The organism is Romboutsia hominis (genome assembly GCF_900002575.1).
GTDB lineage: Bacteria > Bacillota > Clostridia > Peptostreptococcales > Peptostreptococcaceae > Romboutsia_C > Romboutsia_C hominis.
On the sequence record NZ_LN650648.1, the window covers coordinates 1,566,424 to 1,589,283 of the forward strand.

Genomic DNA, 22,860 nt, shown 5'->3' on the forward strand with positions numbered 1-22,860 from the left:
GTGATTATATTATTTATATTTAATTATACTAAATATTAGTAATTTCTTGTAAGTACTTTAATGGATTTCTAGAAAAATCTTGAAAAGAGCCTTCTGTATATATCACATCTTTTCCTAAAAATCTTTTATATCTTTCTTCTTCCTTTCTCATAGAGTAATCTTTTTTTCCTTCATGATTATTAAATACCATAATCTTTAAAGGAGGTTTTCTTCTACTACCTTGAACTCTTTTTAACATATACTTTATATGTATATCAGAATCAGGGAAAGAATATCCACAAAATACAAGTATATCTGCGTTTCGTAAATTCTTTTCTACTTCTCTCCAAACATTAGATATATAAACATTTGACATATCTTTAAAGTATGTAGGTGGTATTATTATAGGTATAGTAGTTTCACCACACTCTAAACATTTAGCATCTTCTATATTATATAATAATCTCATAACCCCTCCTTCATAAGGAGTTAATGTTAGGCTGTTACATATAGGGCAGTATAGCCAATTTAATGATCCATGTATTTTATATAGCTTTATAGTTTTTCCAAATGGTTTTCTCCAGCCATCTTTTACATAAAAGTTAGTAAAATCAACTCCATAATCTAGCATTATATGATTTTTTTCTTCACTATATAAGGATGCTATGGTATTATCTACATGTATATCATAGTTTGCACTTATAAATGTTGTCTTTTCTATTAAGTTTGCTTTAGATAAATTATCTACTAATAGCTTATGGTATTTGTTATTTCTATTTTCACTTTCATGTATTGCCTTTGCCATTAATAAAATTAAATATTGTCTTAAAAATCTTATGCTATCACTTTTGTTACTTAAATTTTCCATCCCAAAGTTTTTAAAAGCTTCTCCTCTTTTTTCTGCCAAATCAAGAAGTCCTAATACTTCTTCAAAGGTTGGAAAGTTTACTTTATCTATATTATCTTTTGTTATATCTATATCAAACATTTGTTTAAAGAATTTATATAGTTCTTTATTCATGTCACTTTCAAAATCATTATCTTTTAAACTTTTAAAGTAATCTACAAAAAGGTCACTTTGTATTGGTAAATTTTCAGCAGCAGATGCTCCTGCTCCAAGGAATATACTTATGTTCATTTTGCCCTCCATTACTAATTTAAAGTCTTTATTTATTATATTAAATTTTTTAAAATTTATAATTTATCATAAATTTTCTTAATAAATGATCTATGTTTAGTAAACTATGTAAAAAAACCACCATTAAGGTGGTTATAAGTTTACTATTTATAATTTAGTGTTTGATTTTAATTTTAAAACTGCTTCTGCTATTCTTTTTTTTCTAGTTTCTTGTTTTTTGGCACCTGTTATCCATTGATAGTATTTTTTCTTTGAAGAGTAAGGTAGACTTTCATAAAATTTCATAGCTTCTTCATTTTCGTTAATAGCATTTTTAAAATCACCTGGTAATTCAATTACCCTTTCCTCTTCATCTTTTTCAATTTCAACAAATACTTTATCTAAAGCTTCTTTACCTATTTCTTTTCTTATGGCTTTAGTTATCCCTATTATATAACATCCTAGGCCCATATTTACTATAGATCCTCTATATTTGACTCCATCAAATTTAGCTTTTACTTTTATCCTTTTTGCATTAAATTCTGTTTCAACATCAAATGGTATTTCAATGAATGTAGCATCTTTATCTGGTACTTTCTGTATTATTGCTTCAAACTCATAGATCATATTTTCCTCTCTAGGCACAAATCTTTAGTATATATCTTCTCTAACTAGATAATCATTACCATCTTGGTCTTTGAATGAGAATATTTTTCCATAAGGCATTATCATTAATTCTCCTACTTCAACTTCATTTGATTTCATTTTATTGTAAGTATTTTCTATGTCCCTAGTACTTAAAATTATATTAGGATGATTAACATTTGCTTTTGGATTTTGAGATAACATCATATTTTTATCATATATAACAAATGTAGTAAATTCTTCTTTACTTGGTCCAACTTCTAGCCATTTCATAGAAGGTCCCATTTGCTTTTCTAATTTAACTATAAAGTTCATTTTGTTGATCCAAAACTCTTTAGCCTCTTCTTGATTGTTAACATATATAGTTATTTTTCCTATTTTGTCTATCATATAATTTCCTCCTAAATTGTTGTAAAAAACTACATATTTAATTTTTTATTTCAAGTTCTATAAATTAATTTGAGATAATATTATAAACATATTCTTTTTAAGATTATATACCCCAAAAAACAAAATGTATATCTTATTATTAATAAAAATTATGCTAAATTTTTATCATTAACTTACATATTTTTATATCATAAATAAATATAGGCTATGGAGATTGCTCCATAGCCTAAGTTTTTATCTTATTTATTTTAGTTTTAATAAGATAGCTTCTACTGATTGTTTTTGTATTAATATAAATTATTAGATTTTATTACTTATTTACCAGCTATTGATAGCTCCTTAACTATAACAGAAGGAGAACCAACATTACTCATAGGGAATTTTAAATCACTTCCAACTACTTCTATATCTTTTAATAATTCAAAGTAATTTCCTGCAACAGTTATTTGTTCTATAGGATGAGTCTTAACTCCATCTTTTATATAAAATCCTTTAGCAGCTAATGAAAAATCTCCACTTATTGAGTTAGCTCCAGAGTGAAGCCCTGCTAAATCAGTTATCATTATTCCCTCATCAACTATCTTCATAAGTTCATCTAAATCTTTATCTCCAGCTTCAATATATAAGTTACTACACTCAACACCTATATTTGATGCAAATGATGCTTTAAATCCATTACCAGTACTCTTAGTATTTGCTTTATTTGCAGTTTTTAAGTTGTGAAGTAATGTATTTAATCTACCACTAGATACTAATTCTTTTTTATAAGTTGCCACACCTTCATCATCAAAAGGAGTTGACCCTAATCCATTATCTAAAAGTGGGTTATCAACTATAGTTAAAACTTCACTTCCTATAATCTCACCTTCTTTTTCCTTAAGAAGAGATAATCCCCTTTGTGCAGCATCTGCACTAAATGTATTTGAGAAAGTTTCAAGAAGTGATGCCATAGCATCTTTATATAGTATAGTTTTATATTTTTTAGATTCTATACTACTTCCATTTAATTTACTTATAGCTTCTTTAATACCATCTTTAGCTATTTCTTTTGGATTTAATTTATCTATAGAATTAACTATAGAATATCCTATACCATCTTGTTTTTGACCATTATCTTCAACAACAGGTACAACATAAGCCATTAATATATTACTTTTATTATTAAGCTCTAATCCATTAGTGTTATATATGCTATGACTAGATGAACTATATGATATTTTACAACCATTTATATTAGCGACCTTATCGTAAGACTTAGCTTCTTTTTCTATATTAAGTACTAAATCTATCATTTTAGCTGGGTCTATGTTTTCTAAGTCTTCACTGTAAGTTTTAACTTCGCTATAATTCTTATCACCTTTATATATAAATTGAACATCATCACTTTCTACATTTAAAGCACTTTCCTTAGCATTTTTTATAAGCATATTTAAGGCATCAAAATCTAGTATTTCAGTAAAAGAATATCCCATTTTACCATTTATTAATCCTCTAAAAGAAAGCCCCTTAGATTTTTCTAAGTTGTACTTTTCAACTTCACCTTCATAAACACTTATACTTAAGCTTTCTCCTTGAGTGTAGTATATTTCGCATTCACTAAATCCAGCTTCTAATCCTTTTTTAAGCAACATTTTTCTAAAAGCATTAAATTCCATGACTAATTCTCCTCTCTTCCACCAACTGTTATTTCTTTTACTCTTATCATTGGTTGACCTACGTTAGTTGGTATACTTCCAGAAGATGAACCACACATACCTTGTGCTTGTTTTAGATTGTTTCCAACCATATCTATATTCATTAAAACCTCGCTACCTTTTCCTATTAAACTAGCACCTCTTACAGGTTCTACTATTTCACCATTTTTAACTAAATAACCTTCTGATACTGCAAAGTTAAATTCACCAGTAACAGGGTTTACTGATCCTCCACCCATTTTTTTTGCATATAATCCATTGTCTATAGACTTTATTATATCTTTAGGATCATCAGTACCATTAGCTATATAAGTATTAGTCATTCTTGAAGTCGGTGCAAATTTATAGCTTTGACGTCTACTACTTCCAGTAGCTTTCATATTCATTCTTCTACCATTTAATTTATCTATCATATATGACTTTAGTATTCCATTTTCTATTAATACATTCTTTTTAGTAGGATTTCCTTCATCATCAATATTTGCTGAACCCCAGTGATTAGTTAATGTTCCATCATCTATTGCAGTTACCTTAGTTGATGCTATTTGCTGACCTAACTTATCTGAAAATACAGAGTTTCCTTTAGCAACAGAAGTAGCTTCTAGTGAATGGCCACATGCCTCATGAAATATTACTCCACCAAAACCATTGTCTATTGCTACTGTCATTTTACCTGCTGGGCAATTTTTAGCATTTAGCATTGTTACTGCTACACGAGATGCTTCTTTTCCGTAGTATTCTGGGTCTATTTTTTCAAATAACTCAAATCCCATACTAGCACCAGGTCCTTCAAAACCTGTTTGATTTTCAGTTTCATTAGATGCTACAGAGTTTATAGATAGTCTTGTTCTTATTCTTCTATCTTCTACATATAGTCCTTCTGTGTTTGCTATTAATACTTGTTGGTCTTTATCTAAGTATCCAACACTTACTTGAGATATTAAGCTATTGTATGATTTTGCACTTTTATATGCCCTTTTCATAACGTCTATTTTTTTGTTGTATCCTACAGTGTTTGGATATATTTTTATAGGATTTATATCTGTTAAAACTTTAGTATTATTTAAAGTTATGCTTATATCTTCTTTTAAGCTACCTAATGCTAAAGCTGCTTTATAAGCTGTATCAATTAGTGAGTTTAGGCTATTGTCATTAGTGTATGCATATACACTTTTTAATCCTTTAAATATTCTAATTCCTATACCGTAACTTCTTCCCCCTAGTGCATTTTCTATTTTTTCATCTATTAAACCTATAGAGTTAGTTATAGTGTCTTCTTCAAATATTTCAGCAAAGTCAGCACCTGTTATTAGGCACTTTTCTAATACTTTGGTTGCTATTTCTTTAGATAACATAATTTTCCTCCTATTTACTCGTATATTTATATTATATATATAAAAACACCCGTATACAATGTATACGAGTGTCCTATATTTAAATGATTTATTTATAAGTTATTAGCAATACTTTTTCTAAGCTCTATAAAATTATTTATTTCTTCTTCATTAGGTCCTACTTCACCATGAAAATCTAATCCTTCTTTTCTAACTCCATATTTTCTATATGCATTAAACTTATACTTGCACTTATCTTTAATAATCTTTGAAACTTCTATTACAGTTTCTTCATTATTTAAATTAGGAGCTATAACAGTTCTAACTTCGTAAAGTTTTTCTATACTTAAAAGATATTTTAAGTTTTTTAACACTATATCATTACTTACTCCTGTTAATTTAATATGCTCATATTCATCAATACTTTTAACATCTAGCATAAATTTATCAGTTAAATCAACAAGTTCTTTATGCTCTGTTAAGTCTATGCTTCCATTAGTATCTATAAAACAAGTAAGGTTTAATTCATATTTAACTTTTTTAAATAATTTTACTAAAAAATCTGAGTTAAGAGTACACTCACCACCACTTACAGTTATCCCTTGAATAAATGGACTTATTTCTTTAATTTCTTCAAAAAGTTTATCTACTGAATAGTCTTTAGTTTTAGGGCTTGATAAATTATCACATGCTTTAATGCAATCGTCACATCCTATACATTTTTTATCATCCCAAATCACTTTATTATCTATTTTAAATAATGCATCTACCTTGCAAGTTGAAATGCACTTACCGCAATTTATACACTTATTTATAGTTTCTGGGTTATGACAATAAGTACATTTAAAATTACACCCTTGAAAAAATATAGCGGTTCTATTTCCTGGTCCATCTATACAAGAAAAAGGAATAATCTTGTTAACTAGTGCCATAATTAAGCCCTACGCTTTCTATCAAAAGCTTTAGAACCATGTTTTGCATTCATACCAAATACTGTTGCATTATTTTTAACTGCATTCCCACTTTCAAGCTGATTAACTTCTGATTTTTTAACTAAATATCCTGTAACACGAACTACATCACTACTATCTGAATAAGCTGATATATATCTTATTCCAGTTTTAAATGCTCCATCTATAACATTAACTATAGCTTCTGGATTATCTTTATATGTATCTTCAAACACAAATATATCACCTATTCCATTAAAGAAATACTTATGATATGGTGCTGATTGTATAATGTGTTTAAATAATTCAGGTTCTTCTCCTACTGGAATTCTACATCCTGGAGATATACCTGTATCTGTATCTATTCCAACTTGAGCGTGCATTAAGTGTTGACCTCCAAAACACCCTGTATACTTTGATTTATGTGAAGTTACTATAGAATTAATATTTTCTATTATTCTTAACCCTAGTTCATTAGCTTCTTTTGAATATCCAAATCTGTCCTCTTGATTAGTTGCATTTAATAAATGATTTACAGCCTCAGCAAGTCCAACTATACCAAACATTCCTGAGAATAACTCTTTTTTAATAAATCCTTCTAATACAAGGAAGTTTGATTTAAAGAATGCTGCTTCTTCTACTAAAAATCTTATTCTTTCATCTATATACTCAAGCATCTTTTGTGTAACAAAAGGTATTTTATTTTCTATAAAATCATCAACAGAACTTGATTCTTCTGCTAATCTACTAAGAACAAGTCTAACTAGGGTATATCCCCCTCCACCTATTAAAAATCCATTGTAACAACTTGCAAGTGCATATTTTTCAGTTTTAAAATCAACAACATCCATCTTATGATTTGCAAAACTTGGCTTAGCTGTAGATAATGCTGTTTGTGCACATAGTGCTATAAATTCTTTTGATGTTAAGTCTTTATCATATTTAACTGTTAAATTTGGTACTGCACATTGTAATTCGCTCATTGCTTTAAGTATAAGTCTACCAGCTTTAGTATCTATTGGACCTATGTTTGCATGAACAAATGAATCAGTAAGTGTTCTATCTATGTGTTTTAAGTATAATTTTATAGCCTTGTAAGCTTCTTCTTCATCTTTTACAAAAGGCTCTAAAAGTTCATCTATATTCCCTAAATATACTGGATATGATGTTATTGATGGAACATGCTTGTAAAATATTAATAAGTTATTAGTTGCTTCCCATATATCATTAGGTACATCAAGTTCTAAAAACTTGCATCCTTCTTTCATTAGTTTTTCATAATCTGGTATAACATATCTTGGTCTGTAAGGAGCATTACCTTCAAACATTGTGCATATTATATTTTTTTCTAGCAAAGGTTTAGTTTCTTCATCTATATTTAATACATTAAGAGTACTTTCTCCTTGACCTGCTAGCTGTAGTACTTGTTGATTATAAGTTAAAGTTTCATTTTTTATAATGTTTAGTGCTTGGTTCATATATTTTCCCCCTATAATTTATATTAATTATTTACTTTTAATTGAATCTAGTTTATTTAATAATTTATAAAACTGTTCTTTATTTATTGATATATATTTTCTATTTACACAAATTAATTTTTCTTCTTTTAATTCTTTTAAGTTTCTATTTATTGTTCTTATAGAAAATCCTAATACTGACCCTATTTCTTCTCTTGTTTTATATATATATACAACATCTTTTTCTTCACTTTCAAATATATCTATTAAGTAATTTATTAGTGAATAGATTGCTGGGTATGCAAGAACTTCTCCTTTATTTAAAGATTGTTCATACATACTTTTTGATACAAAGTGTAATATTTTTAATGTTAAATCTTGGTCTAGTTTAATCCATTTTATAAAATCACTTGTAGATATTTTAAGCATTATACAATCTGTTATAGTTTTAAGTGTTGATGAGTAAGCTTGTTTATTTGCCATAATTTCCATAACACCTATATATGCTATAGAATCTACATCGGCAAAACTATATACAAATCCATTTTCAAATTCATTTCTAACTTGCATTTTTCCATCAAGACTTATATATATGTCTTTTATATTTTCGCCTTTTAATGCTACTGTTTTTTCCTTTTTAATTTTTATAATTTCACATTTATTTTTTATATTATTGGGTATTTTATCTATAAATTCTTTTGTATGTTTATCTTGTGTATAATTAGAGAACACACTATCTTGCATATTTTAAGTTTCTCCTAACTATTTAACTTTTATTTTATTTTATCATTGTTTTACAAAAGTAAAAGGACATATGTCCCTTTATATTTTAAATAATGGCTACAAACATACCTATATTACAATAAATACTATTAGAAATAGATTTTTTAAACTTAATTAAGATAATATATTTCACTTTAAATTTAATGAAACTATTTTTTAATTGGAAAATAATTGAATACTGTATATAATATAATCAAAGTTCGCAATTGATATATAATGCGAAATAAAGATATTTTAGATATCATATAGATAAATATGAATTTGTAAAGGGGATAATAGGTATGAATACAGCAACATTTCTAGATATATTAGCAGTAGCAGAAAAACTAAAATGTAATACGAGACATTCATGGACATCGAGCGGACGCCATGAAAGTGTAGCAGAACATAGCTGGCGTATTGCATTAATGGCATTATTAATGCGTGATGAATTTCCAAAAATTGATATGGACAAGGTAATTCGTATGTGTTTGATTCATGATTTAGGTGAAGCCTTTACTGGTGATATTCCTGCTTTTGAAAAGAAAGAAGAAGATAGTAAAAAAGAAGATGAGGAACTTTTCAAATGGATAAAAACTTTCCCTAATCCTTATCGTGAGGAATTCACAGAGCTTTTAAAGGAAATGAATGAACTAAATACTGATGAAGCAAAGCTTTACAAAGCATTAGACAATTTAGAAGCAGTCATTCAGCATAACGAGGCGGATATTAGTACTTGGATTCCGCTAGAATATGACTTACAGTTTACTTATGGTGCAGATAAGGTGAAATTTTCTCCTTATTTAAAAGAGCTAAAGGAAGAAATAGACCAAAGAACGACAGAAAAAATAGCTCAAAAGAAGGAAGCTTAGTTATTTAGAATAAAGGCTATGTTAGCTAACTTTGTTATAAATATCAATTTAAAATAACTCTATCTTAGTCATTGAAATGTTGAGTATACTAAGATAGAGTTATTTCGTAATTTATTAATATTATTCTTTAATATCTTCTGTTGTAAGTATTGCGTTCTTATCTATCCCTGAATATTGATAACCTGTAACTTTAATTCCAACTAATACTGTTAATGCTATTCCTATGATTATTTTTTACCTTTTGATTTCATTTTTATCCCCCATGATATATTTTCTTGTTTATTGTACAATTTTGATCCCTAGTTAAAATGCATTTGTTATAATTATGATAATATATTTTTATGGTGAGTGTATATATTTATATTATTTTTGTTGTAGTGTTTTATTTTTTGATGTATTTATAATTTTCATCACTACGCATTATATTTTAATAAATTTATGTATAAGTAAAACCACCTTAATATTAATCAAGGTGGTAATAAAATCTATTTTATATTATTTTCATAATCCTAGTTTATTTACTATACTTTAAAATAAAGTTCCCCATTTCAATTGCACAATCTTCACTTTGTGGATAAACGCCTATATTATCTCCATATGCATGACCAAATCCTTTATACAGTACTGTTGTAGTGTCAACACCAGCTTTAACAAGCTTTGCAGCATAAGCTAAACATTCTACCTTTAAAAAATCATGTTCTCCAACTGTAATAAATGTAGGAGGTAATCCTTTTAGATCTCTAATATACGGACTCAAATATCCATTTTTAATTTCATCTGTACCTAATATATCTTTTAACCCACCTGATAATCCATCAAACATGTTTAGCATAAACTCTATGCCTGATTTATGTTTAGGAGACATTTCATATTCATCCTTACTCCATTTAAAGAATTCATCTTCTTCATTAGCCATATTTACAGTAGGGTAAAGTAATAATTGTCCTTTTACCATACCTAAGTTAGCTTCAAAATCTTTAGTAGTACAATATTGAGTTAGGTTTCCACCAGCACTATCTCCTGCTACAAATATATTATTCTTATCTCCACCTAGACTTTCTGCATTATCACAAATCCACTTTAACACAGAATAACAATCTTCATGACCAGTTGGATATGGATTTTCTGGTGCTAAACGGTAATCAACTGAAAAAGCTAGTATGTCTGTTTTTTCAACAATTAACTTTACTAACTCCTCAACAACATCAGGTGAGCCTCCAAAGAATCCACCACCATGAATAAAGTAAAGAACTGGAGCATTTTCCTTCATAGTTTCAGATTTATATATACGTACTGGTATTTTATATCCATCATTAGCTTCAACATGTTCATTTATAATATCAATATTTTTTTCAACAATCGGAATACTCTTAATCTCACCAAACATATTTCTTAATCTACCAATTGATTTTAAAGATGCATCCATATTCAACATGCTTTTAGGCATAAGTTTCATTATTTTTAGTTGTTTTTTCATATCATTATAAAGACGAGGATCCATTGCCCCTCTTTCATCACTATCAGGTAAGTTCTTCACTAAAACTTTTGCACCTTTAATATCGACTATTTCTTGTTTTTTTACAATATTATCTAATAATTCTTTTGAATATTTTCTACTCATCTTTACGCTCCCCTTTTTATTGATTATATTTTTTTAATGTCCATTTTACTAAACGTTTTCATGTATTATAAAAAAATAAACCCATAATTTGTTTATATTCAAATATATGCGTTTATTTTACTCATTAAAATTTTATCATTTCTTATTAAGTTATTGTTTCCATTTTTTGTTCTCTTTTTGGTTATTTTTTGACGCTTTAAAATACTTACGGTATTTAAGTGGAGTCATATTATACTTTTGTTTAAACACACTTATAAAAGACTTTATATTTGAAAATCCATGAAAAGATGCAATATCTTGGATGTTGTCATCACTATTAATTATATCTTCATAAGCTTTAGAAAGCCTAAAGTTATTTAAATAAGCTTTATATGTAACTCCAAACCACTTATGAAATTTTCTTGAAAAATATTCACTACTCATATAAAAATGCTTAGAAATATGTTCTAAAGTTAATTCTTTCTTATAATTTTCACTTATATAAATTAAAATTTCTTTTTGCCTTTCTTTATACTTAAAATAATTATTTGTATAATTATCTTCTTTTTGAATCCTATAATTAGTTAATAAAATATATAAAATTTCATAAATATATGAGTTTATCTTAATATAGTCTAATTCATTTTTATTTAAAGAAAATTCTTTTATTTCTAAGAAAATCTCCTGTAATCTATCCTTTTTACAATTTGAATTCATAATATCAAACTGTATACTATCAATATTTGGATATACTTTTTTTATAAAGTCATAAGATAAAACTAAAATAACAACCCCACATAATTTGCCTTGATATTTCTCAAATTCATGAACATCTCCACTATTTACAAGAACGAAATCTCCACTCTTTGCACTAATACTTTTGCCATTAATAAAACCCATTAATTCCCCTTCAGTTACAAAATTAATTTCAATACTTCTATGCCAATGAGAATGAATATAGTAATGTCTTTTCACATCAGTATTTTCTTTTCCAAAATATCCTAATAAGGCTGGTAAATTAGGATTTAGGTTTATTTTTTCATATATAACATTATTCATAATAATCTCCACTCTAAAACTTCTAAAAAAATATATTTAAATTATCTAAGTTCAGTTATTTAATTAATTTCTATTATAATTTACATTTACATAATTTACTATAGCCTAGCAGAATCTCTAAACTTTTTTGGAGTTACCCCTGTAAACCTTTTAAATATTTTAGTAAAATAGCTTTGATCATTAAAATGTAGCAATACAGATATTTCTAAAATTGAATAATCATCTAATAAAAGCAATCTCTTTGCTTCTTCAACTTTTTCTTTTAAAATATATTCACTTATAGTAATACCCACCTCTTTTTTAAAAAGCCTAGATATGTAGCTAGTATTAAAATTAATATGCTCACATATATCCTCTAAAGATATATTACTATATAAGTTTTGATATATAAAAGAAATGCAAGCTAGTATAGGGCTTGAAAAATTATTATTTTTTAAAATACGAACTCGATCAGAAAAATCACAAGCCATAGTTATTCTTAAATTATTTAAATCATTGAGTGTATTAAGTTCTTCAATATGTTGAATATAAGAGTCACTAAGTGTATATGCAACTTCCGTATTCATTCCACCAGCAATTGCAGCACGAGTTACTAAGGTAGCAGTGGTAATTAACAAATTTTTTAATGATCTTATTGAATTATTCTTAGCTAAAACACCATAATTGCCAATTACAGGATCGCTCAAAACTTTAATTAGCTTCTCTTTGTTCCCAGTTCTTATACAGTCCATAATTGCCTCTTCATACATAAACGGATGATGAAAAACATCATTTTTTCTAGCTAAAGTGGCTATATTTTCAAAATTGCTAGAAATATTACTGATTATATCGTTGTTATAAGAGTTTGTTTTTATAACATCATCAAAACTTATCTTTTTATTGTAAATTAGATAATAAGATAGAATACTTGTATTTATAAATGTATTAAAATCTATAATTGGTAAAGAATTATAATATTTTAATAAAATATTCTTTTCTTCAAGAGTTATCTTATGTAGAAAAATATTATCTATATTATCAAATTCAATGTGCTCATAAAGGCAAGGTCCAATAATAAAAGTACCAATAAATTCATTATCAATACAAAGTCCAATAGATATAAAATTTTCCATATACTCTGTAGATTTAATCACAGGAACAGGTGCAAACGTATTTAAGTTAAAGTTTTTTGAAATAGATTTTATTAATCTATCATCAATTATATCTAAATTATTCTTACCCTTTGTAGAGTATTTCAATGAGCCATCTTTACTAAAAAAATATAAAGGTATTTTTAAAGTATCAAATATAATATTACAAATAAAATTTATATCATTACACATTTCTGTTTTTAAAATCATAAAAAATCCCCTTTAGTCAAAATAATAATAAAAAAGCAAAATAATACAAAAATTATACTATTATTATTGATAATATATTATATATAACTAAACAATCAAGTCATACTTGATAGTGATATTTAAAATAATCATCAATAAGGTAAATCAAAATAAAAAGGGGAATTATGACTATGAAAAAATGGAAAGAAATTAAAAAACATGGCTATAATATTATCTTAAATGAAGGTGGTCAAAATATAGCTTATTCACCTAACTCAGGAGTTAAAATAATTGAAGAAGATGGATATGCTTTTAAAAACTTAAGTAAAAGTGGAAAATTAGAAAAATATGAAGACTGGAGATTACCAGTAGAAGAAAGAGCTAAAGATTTAGCATCAAAAATGAGTATAGAGCAAATAGCAGGGCTAATGCTTTATAGTGCACATCAATCTATTTCAACTAAAGATGACTTTTTCTCTAAGGCATTTGCAGGTACATATAATGGTAAAAAACTAGAGGAATGTGATGCTAAAATAACTGATTTAACTGATCAACAAAAGAATTTCTTGTTAAATGATAACTTAAGACATGTATTAATAACCGTAGTAGACGATGCTAAGACTTCTGCTGTGTGGAATAACAATGTACAAGCTTTTGTAGAAAAAACAGGATTAGGAATACCAGTAAATACAAGTAGTGACCCAAGACATGGTGCAAGTGCAGATACAGAATTTAATGCAGGTGCAGGTGGTGATATTTCAAAATGGCCAGAGCCACTAGGTCTTGCTGCTACTTTTGATAGTGAATTAGTTAGAAATTTTGGGCATATCGCAGCTAAAGAATATAGAGCTTTAGGAATAGCTACAGCTTTATCTCCACAGGTAGATATAGCAACAGAACCAAGATGGATGAGATTTAATGGTACTCTTGGAGAAGACCCAATTTTATCAAGAGATTTAGGTGAGGCATATTGTGATGGCTTCCAAACTTCATATGGTGAAAATGAGATAAATGATGGTTGGGGATATGATAGTGTAAATGCAATGGTTAAACATTGGCCAGGTGGAGGTAGTGGAGAAGGTGGTAGAGATGCTCACTATGCTTATGGTAAGTTTGCTGTATATCCAGGAAATAATTTTGATGACCATCTAATACCTTTTACAGAAGGTGCCTTTAAATTAAAAGGAAAAACTAAAAAAGCTTCTGCCGTAATGCCATACTACACTATATCTTATAATCAAGATAAGAAAAATGGTGAAAATGTAGGTAATTCATATAACAAATATATAATAAATGATTTATTAAGAGATGAATATAAATACGATGGAGTTGTATGTACAGACTGGATGATTACTAAAGATAATCACGTAGTTGACGCATTCATATCAGGAAAGTGTTGGGGTGTTGAGACTCTTTCAGAAGATGAAAGACATTACAAAGCACTTATGGCTGGTGTTGACCAATTTGGAGGAAATAATGAAGTTAAACCAGTACTTAATGCATATGAAATGGGTGTTAAGGAACATGGAGAAGAATTTATGCGTGCTAGATTTGAAAAATCAGCAGCAAGGTTATTACTTAATATTTTCAGAACAGGATTATTTGAAAATCCATATGTAGATGTAGATAAGTCTCAAGAATTAGTAGGTAACCCTGAATTTATGCAAGCTGGATATGATGCACAATTAAAATCATTAATTATGTTAAAAAATAAAAATAACGTACTTCCAATAAATGAAAGAAAAAAGTATATATTCCAAAAAGAAAAATAAAAGAAAGTAAGGACTGGTTTGGTAATGTAATACCTGCTAGAGAAATTGATCCTGTTAGTAAAGTTATAGTAGAAAAATACTTTAATGTTGTAGATGATGCAAAAGATGCTGATTTTTCAATAGTATTTATAGAATCTCCTAAAACTGTTGGATATACAAAAGAAGAAGGATACTTACCAATAAGTTTACAATATAGACCATACACTGCAGTAAATGCAAGAGAAACAAGTATTGCAGGAGGTGACCCATTAGAATCATCAACTAATAGATCTTACTTAGGAAAAACTAACTTTGCTAGTAATGAATCAGATTTAGATATAATACTAGAAACAAGAAAAGCTATTGGTAAAAAACCTGTAATAGTATCTTTAAATATGACAAATCCAACTATAGTAGGAGAATTTGAGCAATATGTAGATGGAATAATCACAGACTTTGGAGCACAAACACAAGCTATAATGGATATAATTAGTGGAAATGTAAATCCAAGTGGATTGTTACCATTTAATATGCCTGCTAATATGGAAACTGTAGAGGCGCAATGTGAAGATGTTCCTCATGATATGAAGTGTTATGAAGATGAATTAGGAAATGTATATAAGTTTGCATATGGCCTTGATTTTAATGGAGTTATAAATGACAGCAGAGTAGCAAAATATAAAATTAAATAAGTAATTTAATATTTATAAATAAAAAACCTCGACAAGACATTTATGTATTGTCGAGGTTTTTATGATGGGTCTAAATCATTTTCATAAGTTTTGGTATAAATAAACTTATTTCTGGTATAAATGTTACTAACATAAGTACAACCAATATACCTACATAGAATGGTAATAAATATTTTATTACATCTTCTAGTTTTGTTTTACCTACTTTACATCCAATAAACAGTGTATTTCCAACTGGCGGTGTTATATTACCTATACATAAGTTAAATATAAGCATTATACCAAATTGGACAGAGTCCATTCCAAAGTTTTTAGCTATTGGTAAAAATATTGGTGTAAATATTAATATTGCTGGAGTTAAGTCCATAAATGTACCAACTATTAATAATATTAAGTTCATTATTAGTAATATTACAACTGGATTTGAAGATATTCCTAATAATAATTCTGTTATTGCACTTGGAATATTTGTAAATGCCATAACCCAAGACATTATTGATGATACCCCTATTAAGAATATTATTATCCCTGTCATTTCAACTGTTTCTAGTAGTATTCTAGGCATATCTTTTACTTTTATAGATTTGTAGAAAAAGAATGATAATATGAAAGAATATACAACTGCAACAGCTGCTCCTTCTGTAGCTGTGAATATACCACCTACTATACCACCTATTATTACAAATATTAAGGCTAAACTAGGAAGTGCATCTATAAATATTTTCATAGCTTCACCAAAGCTTATCTTATATTTAGTTGAATACTTATACTTTTTCGCAAGTATAAATGCTACTACCATTACTGATAATCCCCATAATATTCCTGGTATATATCCAGCCATAAATAGTGCTGCTACTGATGTTCCTCCACTTACTAATGAATATATTATAAGTGAGTTACTTGGAGGAATTAAAAGCCCAGTTGGTGCAGATGCTATATTAACTGCCGCACTATAGTTTTTATTATAACCTTCTTTTTCTTGAAGTGGAGACATTGTTCCACCGATTGCAGCAGCTGCTGCAACTGAAGAACCACTTACTGCCCCAAATAGCATGTTTCCTACTACATTTGTATGTGCTAAAGATCCTGGTAATTTACCACTTAATACTTTTGCAAAGTTTACTAATTTTAATGCGATACCACCGTTGTTCATTATTATCCCTGCTAATACGAAAAATGGTATTGCTAATAATGAAAAACTACTTATTCCCGTAAATATTCTTTGTGCCCCAGTTAGTACTGCTACATCCCATGATAATGTAGTTAATATTCCAAATATAGATGCTACACCTATAGTTACAGATATTGGTATTCCTAATAAAAGCAGTATAGGAAATGCAATAGCTATAGCTGAACCTGCTTGAAATGCTAATTCCATAATCTTATCTCCCTTGGATTAATTATATTTTTTATTTCTACGCAACCTTTTCATTCTTTCTGTTTGATTTAGTTACCTCTCTGTCTGATTGAGCCATCTCTTGCTTTAAATCAATTAAGTTTAATATATTGTAAATAATCGTTATTACTCCTGATAATGGTAATGCTAAATATATATATCCCATAGATATTCCTAGTGATGGTGATACTTGCCCCATAGCTAACATACTTATTTGAACTCCACCTAATACTAAAACTAATGCTGAGAATACCATTACTACCAATTCTGTCATTACATTTAATATCATTTTTACTTTAGGACTTTTTGATTCAAGTTTTTGTCTAAAAAACACCATAGTCATATGATCTTTTTTACCAAATACATAAGCTGAACCTAATAAAGCCATCCATACAAATGAATATATTAGTAAATCTTCTGATACTGTACTTGGATTATTTAGAACATAACGAGTTATTATTTGCCAAGTACCTAAAACTACCATAAATGCTAGTAGTGTCATACATATGACTTCTATTACTTTGTTTAACATGTTTCTTAACTTATTCATCTTCGTTCCCCCTACTAGTATTTATTTACTTGTTGGTGCTTTTGCTTGTATTTTATCGTATATAACTTTTACTTCTTTGTCATTTTCAGTCATTTCTCTATGAAGTGGTAAAACTTTTTCTTTAAATGGTTCTGTATCTGGGTAGTAGAATTTAACCCCCATCTTTTTTGATTGTTCTACTGCTTCACTTACTTTATCTTCCCAAGCATCAACTTGGAATTTATTTATTTCATTAGCCGCATCTAATATTATATTTCTATGTTCTTCACTTAAATTATCTAATAACTTAGCATTCATTATTAATATGTCTGGAATCATACCATGTTGGTTATATGAATAATATTTTGCAACTTCTCCATGCTTATTATTAGTAAGTGCTAATTCATTATTTTCAGCTCCATCTATAACCTTTTGTTGAAGAGCAGTATAAACTTCTCCGAAACTCATTGGTGTAGCTGAACCACCTAATAATTCCATCATCCTTATGTTTGTTTGACTTTGTTGTACTCTTATTTTCTTCCCTTTTAAATCTTCTGGCTTCATTACAGGCTTATCTGTTGTGTACATATTTCTTGAACCTGCATCAAACCATGTAAGACCAACAAATCCAGATTCTCTAGTTGATTCATATATATCGCCCATTATATCTTTGTCATTCATTACAGAATGATAATGTTCTTTACTATTAAATAAGTATGGAAGGTTGAATACGCTATATGATTTATTAAAACTTTCAAGCAAACTTATACTTCCAACAGCTATATCTATAGCTCCCGTTTGAGTAAGTTCTACCGACTCACGCTGTCCACCTAATAACTCATTTGGGTATACTTGTATATCTATTTCATTATTAGTTTTATCTTCTACAATTTTTTCAAACTCTTTTAGTGCTAAGTGTATTGGATGTTCCTCACCTTGGTTGTGAGCAACCCTCATAACCCTTGCTTCATTACCTTTACTTGAACTACATCCAACTACCGATAAACTAGCTATAGCTGCAAGTAAAATAACTTTAATCCTTTTATTCATATATAAATTCCCCCTAGGATTATTTTATAAAATATTTTTTAGCGTTGTTGTAACATATATCTTCTACTATGTTGCCTAATATTTCTAAATCATATGGATATTCTCCATTTTCAACTAACTTTCCTAAATAATTGCAAAGAATTCTTCTAAAATACTCATGTCTTGTAAATGATAAGAAACTTCTTGAATCTGTAAGCATTCCTACAAATTTACTAACTAAACCTAATTGTGAAAGTGCTATAAGCTGTCTTTCCATTCCATCCTTTTGGTCATTAAACCACCATCCAGAACCAAATTGGATTTTCCCTGCAACTTGTCCACCTTGGAAGTTTCCAATCATAGTTCCTAATACTTCATTATCTTTTGGATTTAAACAATAAAGAATAGTTTTAGGTAGCTTATCTTCTACATCTAAGCTATCTAATAACCTTGATAAAGAATAAGCGATTTCCCCATCGTCAATACTATCAAATCCTGCATCCGCTCCAACAGAATTAAACATTCTAGTATTATTATTTCTAAGTGCACCTATATGAAGTTGCATTACCATATTTCTTTCACTATACATTTTCCCTAATTCTATTAATGTAAATGTTGTGTATTTTTGAGCATCTTCTATGCTTATTTCTTCTCCCGCTAAAACTTTAACAAATATGCTTGCAACTTCCTCTTTGTTAGTAGGTTTAAAATAAACTCTTTCTAAACTATGGTCTGTTATATTGCAACCATTGTCTACAAAGTAATTTAACCTTTTTTCTAATATTTCTATTAATTTATCATAATCTTTAATTTCTGTATCTTCTGTTTTCCCTAATAACTTTATGTAATCACAAAAATCTTTATTTTGTATCTTTAATGCTCTATCTGGTCTAAATGTAGGTCTTACCTCACACTCAAAACTATCATCAGCATTAATTTCTTTATGATATTTTAAATCATCAACTGGATCATCTGTAGTTCCTATATAAACTACATTAGATATACTTATTAATTTTCTGGCAGTTAAATTCTTTTTTACTATAGCATTATTGCATTTTTCCCAAATGTCTTTTGCAGTCTTTGCACTTAAAGTATCTTCAACATTAAAGTATCTTTTAAGTTCTAGATGTGACCAATGATATATAGGATTTCCTATTAAATAAGGCATCATATTTGCAAATTCATAGAATTTTTCAAAATCACTAGCATCACCAGTTATATATTTTTCATCTATTCCAAAACTTCTCATGGCTCTCCACTTATAATGATCATGGTATAACCACATTTGAGTTATATTTTCATATTCTTTATCTTCTGCTATTTCAACTGCTGGCAAGTGGCAGTGGTAATCAAATATCGGCATTTTTGAAGCATTATTATGATATAAGATTTTAGCTATCTCATTTGATAATATAAAATCTTGATCCATAAACTTTTTCATAACTTTCTCCTAAATTAATATTTTTAATATCGTTTTCTTACTACATTAAATATTAACATGCATCTTAATATTTTCTAATATATTTCATTATTTTACCTTTTATACTATTTTTTATAAAGAGTGTTTCGAAATAAAATTTATTTCAAAACACTACTTTTATTTTCATTATTTATTCTTATTTATAGCCTCTATTAATCCATTTATATAAACTGCTCCTAAAGCTCTATCATATAATCCGTATCCTGGTCTTCCTGTTTCTCCCCATATCATTCTACCGTGATCTGGTCTATATGGTCCTTTAAAGTCATAGTCGCAATATGCTTTAACTATTTCATAGAAATCAAGTGATCCACACTCAGATAAATGAGCCACTTCATTAAAGCTACTCTCTCCTGTTATTAATACGTTTCTTAAGTGTGCAAAGTTTATTCTATTTTTTTCTTTTCCAAAGTATTCAACCATTTTTACTACATCATTAGTACTTGTGCATCCAAGTGATCCTGTACATAAAGTTATACCATTATATTCACTATCATAAAGATTTACAAATCTTTCTAGATTTTCAAAATTTGTTATTATTCTTGGAAGTCCAAATATACCCCATGGTGGATCATCTGGATGTATAGCCATTTTTACGTTGCTTTCTTCAGCTACTGGTATTATTTCTTTTATAAAGTATTCAAGATTTTCCCATAACTTTTCTTCATCTATATCTTTATATTGATCTAATAATGCTCCTAGTCCACCTTCTCCATAAGAAGTATCCCATCCTGGAAGTTCTAATTCACCTAGTGCTGGATCCATTTTCTTAACAGTTTCTTCATCATATATTAGACAAGTTGAACCATCTTCAAGTTCATAGTTTAGATCTGAACGAGTCCAGTCAAACACTGGCATAAAGTTATAACAAACTGTTTCTATTCCTGCTTTTCCAAGATTTCTTAACGTTTCTTTGTAGTTTTCTATGTACTTATCTCTAGTAGGTAATCCTAACTTTATATCTTCATGAACTGGTACACTTTCTATTACTGAAAGTTTTAGTCCATTGTCTTCTACAGTCTTTTTAAGTTCTAATATTTTGTCAATTGGCCACACTTCTCCAACTGGTATATCATATATCGCTGTAACTATTCCTTTCATTCCTGGTATTTGTCTGATGTACTCTATTTTTACAGGGTCATCTTGTCCATACCATCTAAACGTCATTTCCATTTACTGTTTCCCCCATTATCTCTTTATATTTTGTAGACCTTTATCTATCAAACTAATAACACATTCTTCGTCTACTAAATTTATATCTCCTCTTATCGAATGCTTTAGTGCACTTGCACAAACTCCAAATTCGACAGTCTTTTTTGAATCCATATTGTTTATTACTCCGTGAAGTATTCCTGCTGTAAATGCATCTCCTCCACCAACTCTATCTAATATATCAAATGTATATTCATTTGATATGTAGATATCTTTTCCATCAAATATATATCCTTTTAAAGAATTTTCATTTATGGAATGTACACTTCTTTTAGTACATGCTACATATTTTATATTTGGATAGTTCTTAAATAACTCTTTGTATAAATCTTTAAGAGAATCTTCAAAGTCTAAATCATTATCTTTATATTTTAATATATTTGTCATGTCTAACTTTCCTAAAAATGCTATATCTACATAAGGAAGTACTTTTTCTAAAAATCCTTTAGCTTCTTCTAAGCTCCAAAGCTTAGCTCTATAATTAGAATCCAAGGACACTAGTATACCATTTTGTTTACAGTGTTTTGCAATATCTATAACTAAGTTATATAACTCTTTGCTAAGTGCTGGAGTTATACCAGACATATGAACTAAACTTACATCTTTTAGCATACTTTTAATATCAAATTCTTCTTTATTTGCCATTGATATAGCTGAGTATTTTCTATCATATATAACTTCTGTACTTCTATATCCATGACCTATTTCAGAAAAATATATTCCTAGTCTTCCTTCTCCTCTAACGACTGAACTAGTATCTATATCAAATCCTTTTAAATCTCTTATTACTTTATCACCTAGTGAGTTGTCTGGTAATTTAGTTGCAAACTTAGTCTTATGACCAAAACAAGATAAACTTGCTATAACGTTTGCTTCACCTCCACCATAAATTGCTTCAAAAGAGTTTGACTGTATAATTTTTTTATTGTTGGGAGGTATTAACCTTAACATTACCTCCCCAAAACCTAAAACCTTTTTATTATTTGCTTCTGACATTTTGTATTTTCTCCACAAATTCCTTAGCTAAGTTTTCTATATCTTCTAAGCTTCCTGCATTAAATAGTGAACTTCCTACTCCTACACAAGAAACTCCCATTTCAAACCACTTATCTACATTATCTATACTAACTCCACCAGTTGGCATTATTTCAACATTTGGTATTGGAGCTTTTATAGCTTTTACATACTTTGGTCCAAATACATCACCTGGGAATAACTTAACCATTTTATTTCCTTTATCTTGTGCATTCATTATTTCACTTACTGTCATACATCCTGGTAAATAAAGTGTATTTAATTGTTTGCATACTTCATTAACTTCTTCACTATATCCTGGACTTACAACATATTTTGCTCCCGCTAATATTGCATCTTTAGCCATTTCTCTATTTAAAACACTTCCAACACCTAGTATTAGATTTTTGTCATCTCTTAGTTCATTTATTAAATCAACAACATTAGGTATTGAGTATGTTAATTCTACCGCTCTTATTCCGCCATTTACACAAGCATTTATATATCCTTTAGCTTCTTCATGGTCTTTTGCTCTAATTACTGCTACTATTCCTTCTTTTTTTATACTTTCTAGCATAA

21 protein-coding genes are annotated in these 22,860 nt (G+C 28.3%); 3 read left to right on the forward strand and 18 right to left on the reverse strand.

The features are described from left to right. Window positions 1-28 precede the first annotated feature (28 nt). From FRIFI_RS07605 to FRIFI_RS07640, 8 genes are all read right to left on the reverse strand, one after another. Complete coding sequence (locus FRIFI_RS07605) at window positions 29-1,117, reverse strand: SIR2 family protein (protein ID WP_166505508.1); 1,089 nt, start codon at window positions 1,115-1,117, stop codon at window positions 29-31. Window positions 1,118-1,264: 147 nt separating this feature from the next. Continuing rightward, the gene (locus tag FRIFI_RS07610; RefSeq protein ID WP_166505509.1) at window positions 1,265-1,723 is read right to left on the reverse strand and encodes a YdeI/OmpD-associated family protein; all 459 of its coding nucleotides are present in this window, start codon (window positions 1,721-1,723) and stop codon (window positions 1,265-1,267) included. A gap of 24 nt (window positions 1,724-1,747) precedes the next feature. Continuing rightward, entirely contained in the window at window positions 1,748-2,131 is a 384-nt protein-coding gene (locus tag FRIFI_RS07615) for a VOC family protein (protein WP_092925587.1), read from the reverse strand. A gap of 314 nt (window positions 2,132-2,445) precedes the next feature. Beyond that, window positions 2,446-3,786, reverse strand: a complete 1,341-nt coding sequence (locus FRIFI_RS07620) for a TldD/PmbA family protein (RefSeq protein WP_166505510.1) — start codon at window positions 3,784-3,786, stop codon at window positions 2,446-2,448. 2 nt (window positions 3,787-3,788) lie between these two features. Further along, window positions 3,789-5,180, reverse strand: a complete 1,392-nt coding sequence (locus FRIFI_RS07625) for a TldD/PmbA family protein (RefSeq protein ID WP_166505511.1) — start codon at window positions 5,178-5,180, stop codon at window positions 3,789-3,791. 92 nt (window positions 5,181-5,272) lie between these two features. Beyond that, window positions 5,273-6,091 carry a YjjW family glycine radical enzyme activase gene (locus FRIFI_RS07630; RefSeq protein ID WP_166505512.1) on the reverse strand — a complete coding sequence of 273 codons (819 nt, stop codon included), beginning with the start codon at window positions 6,089-6,091 and terminating at the stop codon, window positions 5,273-5,275. Window positions 6,092-6,093: 2 nt separating this feature from the next. Further along, window positions 6,094-7,587 carry a YjjI family glycine radical enzyme gene (locus FRIFI_RS07635; RefSeq protein ID WP_166505513.1) on the reverse strand — a complete coding sequence of 498 codons (1,494 nt, stop codon included), beginning with the start codon at window positions 7,585-7,587 and terminating at the stop codon, window positions 6,094-6,096. A gap of 27 nt (window positions 7,588-7,614) precedes the next feature. Beyond that, window positions 7,615-8,310: a Crp/Fnr family transcriptional regulator gene (locus FRIFI_RS07640; protein ID WP_166505514.1), complete on the reverse strand. Its 696-nt coding sequence runs from the start codon at window positions 8,308-8,310 to the stop codon at window positions 7,615-7,617. Between the two features lie 320 nt (window positions 8,311-8,630). Between FRIFI_RS07640 and FRIFI_RS07645 the strand changes: the two genes are divergently transcribed. After that, window positions 8,631-9,200, forward strand: a complete 570-nt coding sequence (locus tag FRIFI_RS07645; RefSeq protein WP_166505515.1) for an HD domain-containing protein — start codon at window positions 8,631-8,633, stop codon at window positions 9,198-9,200. Window positions 9,201-9,714: 514 nt separating this feature from the next. Here FRIFI_RS07645 and FRIFI_RS07650 read toward each other — a convergent pair. The 3 genes from FRIFI_RS07650 to FRIFI_RS07660 form a co-directional block, all read right to left on the reverse strand. Further along, window positions 9,715-10,821, reverse strand: coding sequence for an alpha/beta hydrolase (locus tag FRIFI_RS07650; RefSeq protein ID WP_166505516.1), 1,107 nt, complete (start codon window positions 10,819-10,821; stop codon window positions 9,715-9,717). A gap of 150 nt (window positions 10,822-10,971) precedes the next feature. Further along, window positions 10,972-11,859, reverse strand: a complete 888-nt coding sequence (locus FRIFI_RS07655; RefSeq protein WP_166505517.1) for an AraC family transcriptional regulator — start codon at window positions 11,857-11,859, stop codon at window positions 10,972-10,974. A 98-nt stretch (window positions 11,860-11,957) separates the two neighbouring features. Further along, the gene (locus tag FRIFI_RS07660) at window positions 11,958-13,199 is read right to left on the reverse strand and encodes an AraC family transcriptional regulator (protein ID WP_166505518.1); all 1,242 of its coding nucleotides are present in this window, start codon (window positions 13,197-13,199) and stop codon (window positions 11,958-11,960) included. Between the two features lie 170 nt (window positions 13,200-13,369). Here FRIFI_RS07660 and FRIFI_RS07665 point away from each other — a divergent pair, with 170 nt between their 5' ends. Further along, the gene (locus FRIFI_RS07665; RefSeq protein WP_330405508.1) at window positions 13,370-14,950 is read left to right on the forward strand and encodes a glycoside hydrolase family 3 protein; all 1,581 of its coding nucleotides are present in this window, start codon (window positions 13,370-13,372) and stop codon (window positions 14,948-14,950) included. Between the two features lie 65 nt (window positions 14,951-15,015). Further along, window positions 15,016-15,621 carry a glycoside hydrolase family 3 C-terminal domain-containing protein gene (locus tag FRIFI_RS15395; RefSeq protein WP_330405619.1) on the forward strand — a complete coding sequence of 202 codons (606 nt, stop codon included), beginning with the start codon at window positions 15,016-15,018 and terminating at the stop codon, window positions 15,619-15,621. Window positions 15,622-15,691: 70 nt separating this feature from the next. Here FRIFI_RS15395 and FRIFI_RS07670 read toward each other — a convergent pair whose 3' ends face one another. The 7 genes from FRIFI_RS07670 to FRIFI_RS07700 form a co-directional block, all read right to left on the reverse strand. After that, window positions 15,692-16,999, reverse strand: a complete 1,308-nt coding sequence (locus FRIFI_RS07670; RefSeq protein ID WP_092925571.1) for a TRAP transporter large permease — start codon at window positions 16,997-16,999, stop codon at window positions 15,692-15,694. A 37-nt stretch (window positions 17,000-17,036) separates the two neighbouring features. Continuing rightward, on the reverse strand, window positions 17,037-17,567 hold the full coding sequence (locus FRIFI_RS07675; protein WP_166505519.1) for a TRAP transporter small permease: 531 nt from the start codon (window positions 17,565-17,567) through the stop codon (window positions 17,037-17,039). 21 nt (window positions 17,568-17,588) lie between these two features. After that, the gene (locus FRIFI_RS07680; RefSeq protein ID WP_092925567.1) at window positions 17,589-18,596 is read right to left on the reverse strand and encodes a TRAP transporter substrate-binding protein; all 1,008 of its coding nucleotides are present in this window, start codon (window positions 18,594-18,596) and stop codon (window positions 17,589-17,591) included. 19 nt (window positions 18,597-18,615) lie between these two features. Then, complete coding sequence (gene uxaC / locus FRIFI_RS07685; RefSeq protein ID WP_166505520.1) at window positions 18,616-20,016, reverse strand: glucuronate isomerase; 1,401 nt, start codon at window positions 20,014-20,016, stop codon at window positions 18,616-18,618. Window positions 20,017-20,181: 165 nt separating this feature from the next. Further along, entirely contained in the window at window positions 20,182-21,228 is a 1,047-nt protein-coding gene (gene uxuA, locus FRIFI_RS07690; protein ID WP_092925563.1) for a mannonate dehydratase, read from the reverse strand. Window positions 21,229-21,243: 15 nt separating this feature from the next. After that, the gene (locus FRIFI_RS07695) at window positions 21,244-22,263 is read right to left on the reverse strand and encodes a sugar kinase (RefSeq protein WP_166505521.1); all 1,020 of its coding nucleotides are present in this window, start codon (window positions 22,261-22,263) and stop codon (window positions 21,244-21,246) included. After that, window positions 22,247-22,858: a bifunctional 4-hydroxy-2-oxoglutarate aldolase/2-dehydro-3-deoxy-phosphogluconate aldolase gene (locus FRIFI_RS07700; RefSeq protein WP_242871317.1), complete on the reverse strand. Its 612-nt coding sequence runs from the start codon at window positions 22,856-22,858 to the stop codon at window positions 22,247-22,249. The genes FRIFI_RS07695 and FRIFI_RS07700 overlap by 17 nt, the downstream gene beginning before the upstream one ends. Between the last annotated feature and the right edge of the window lie 2 nt (window positions 22,859-22,860).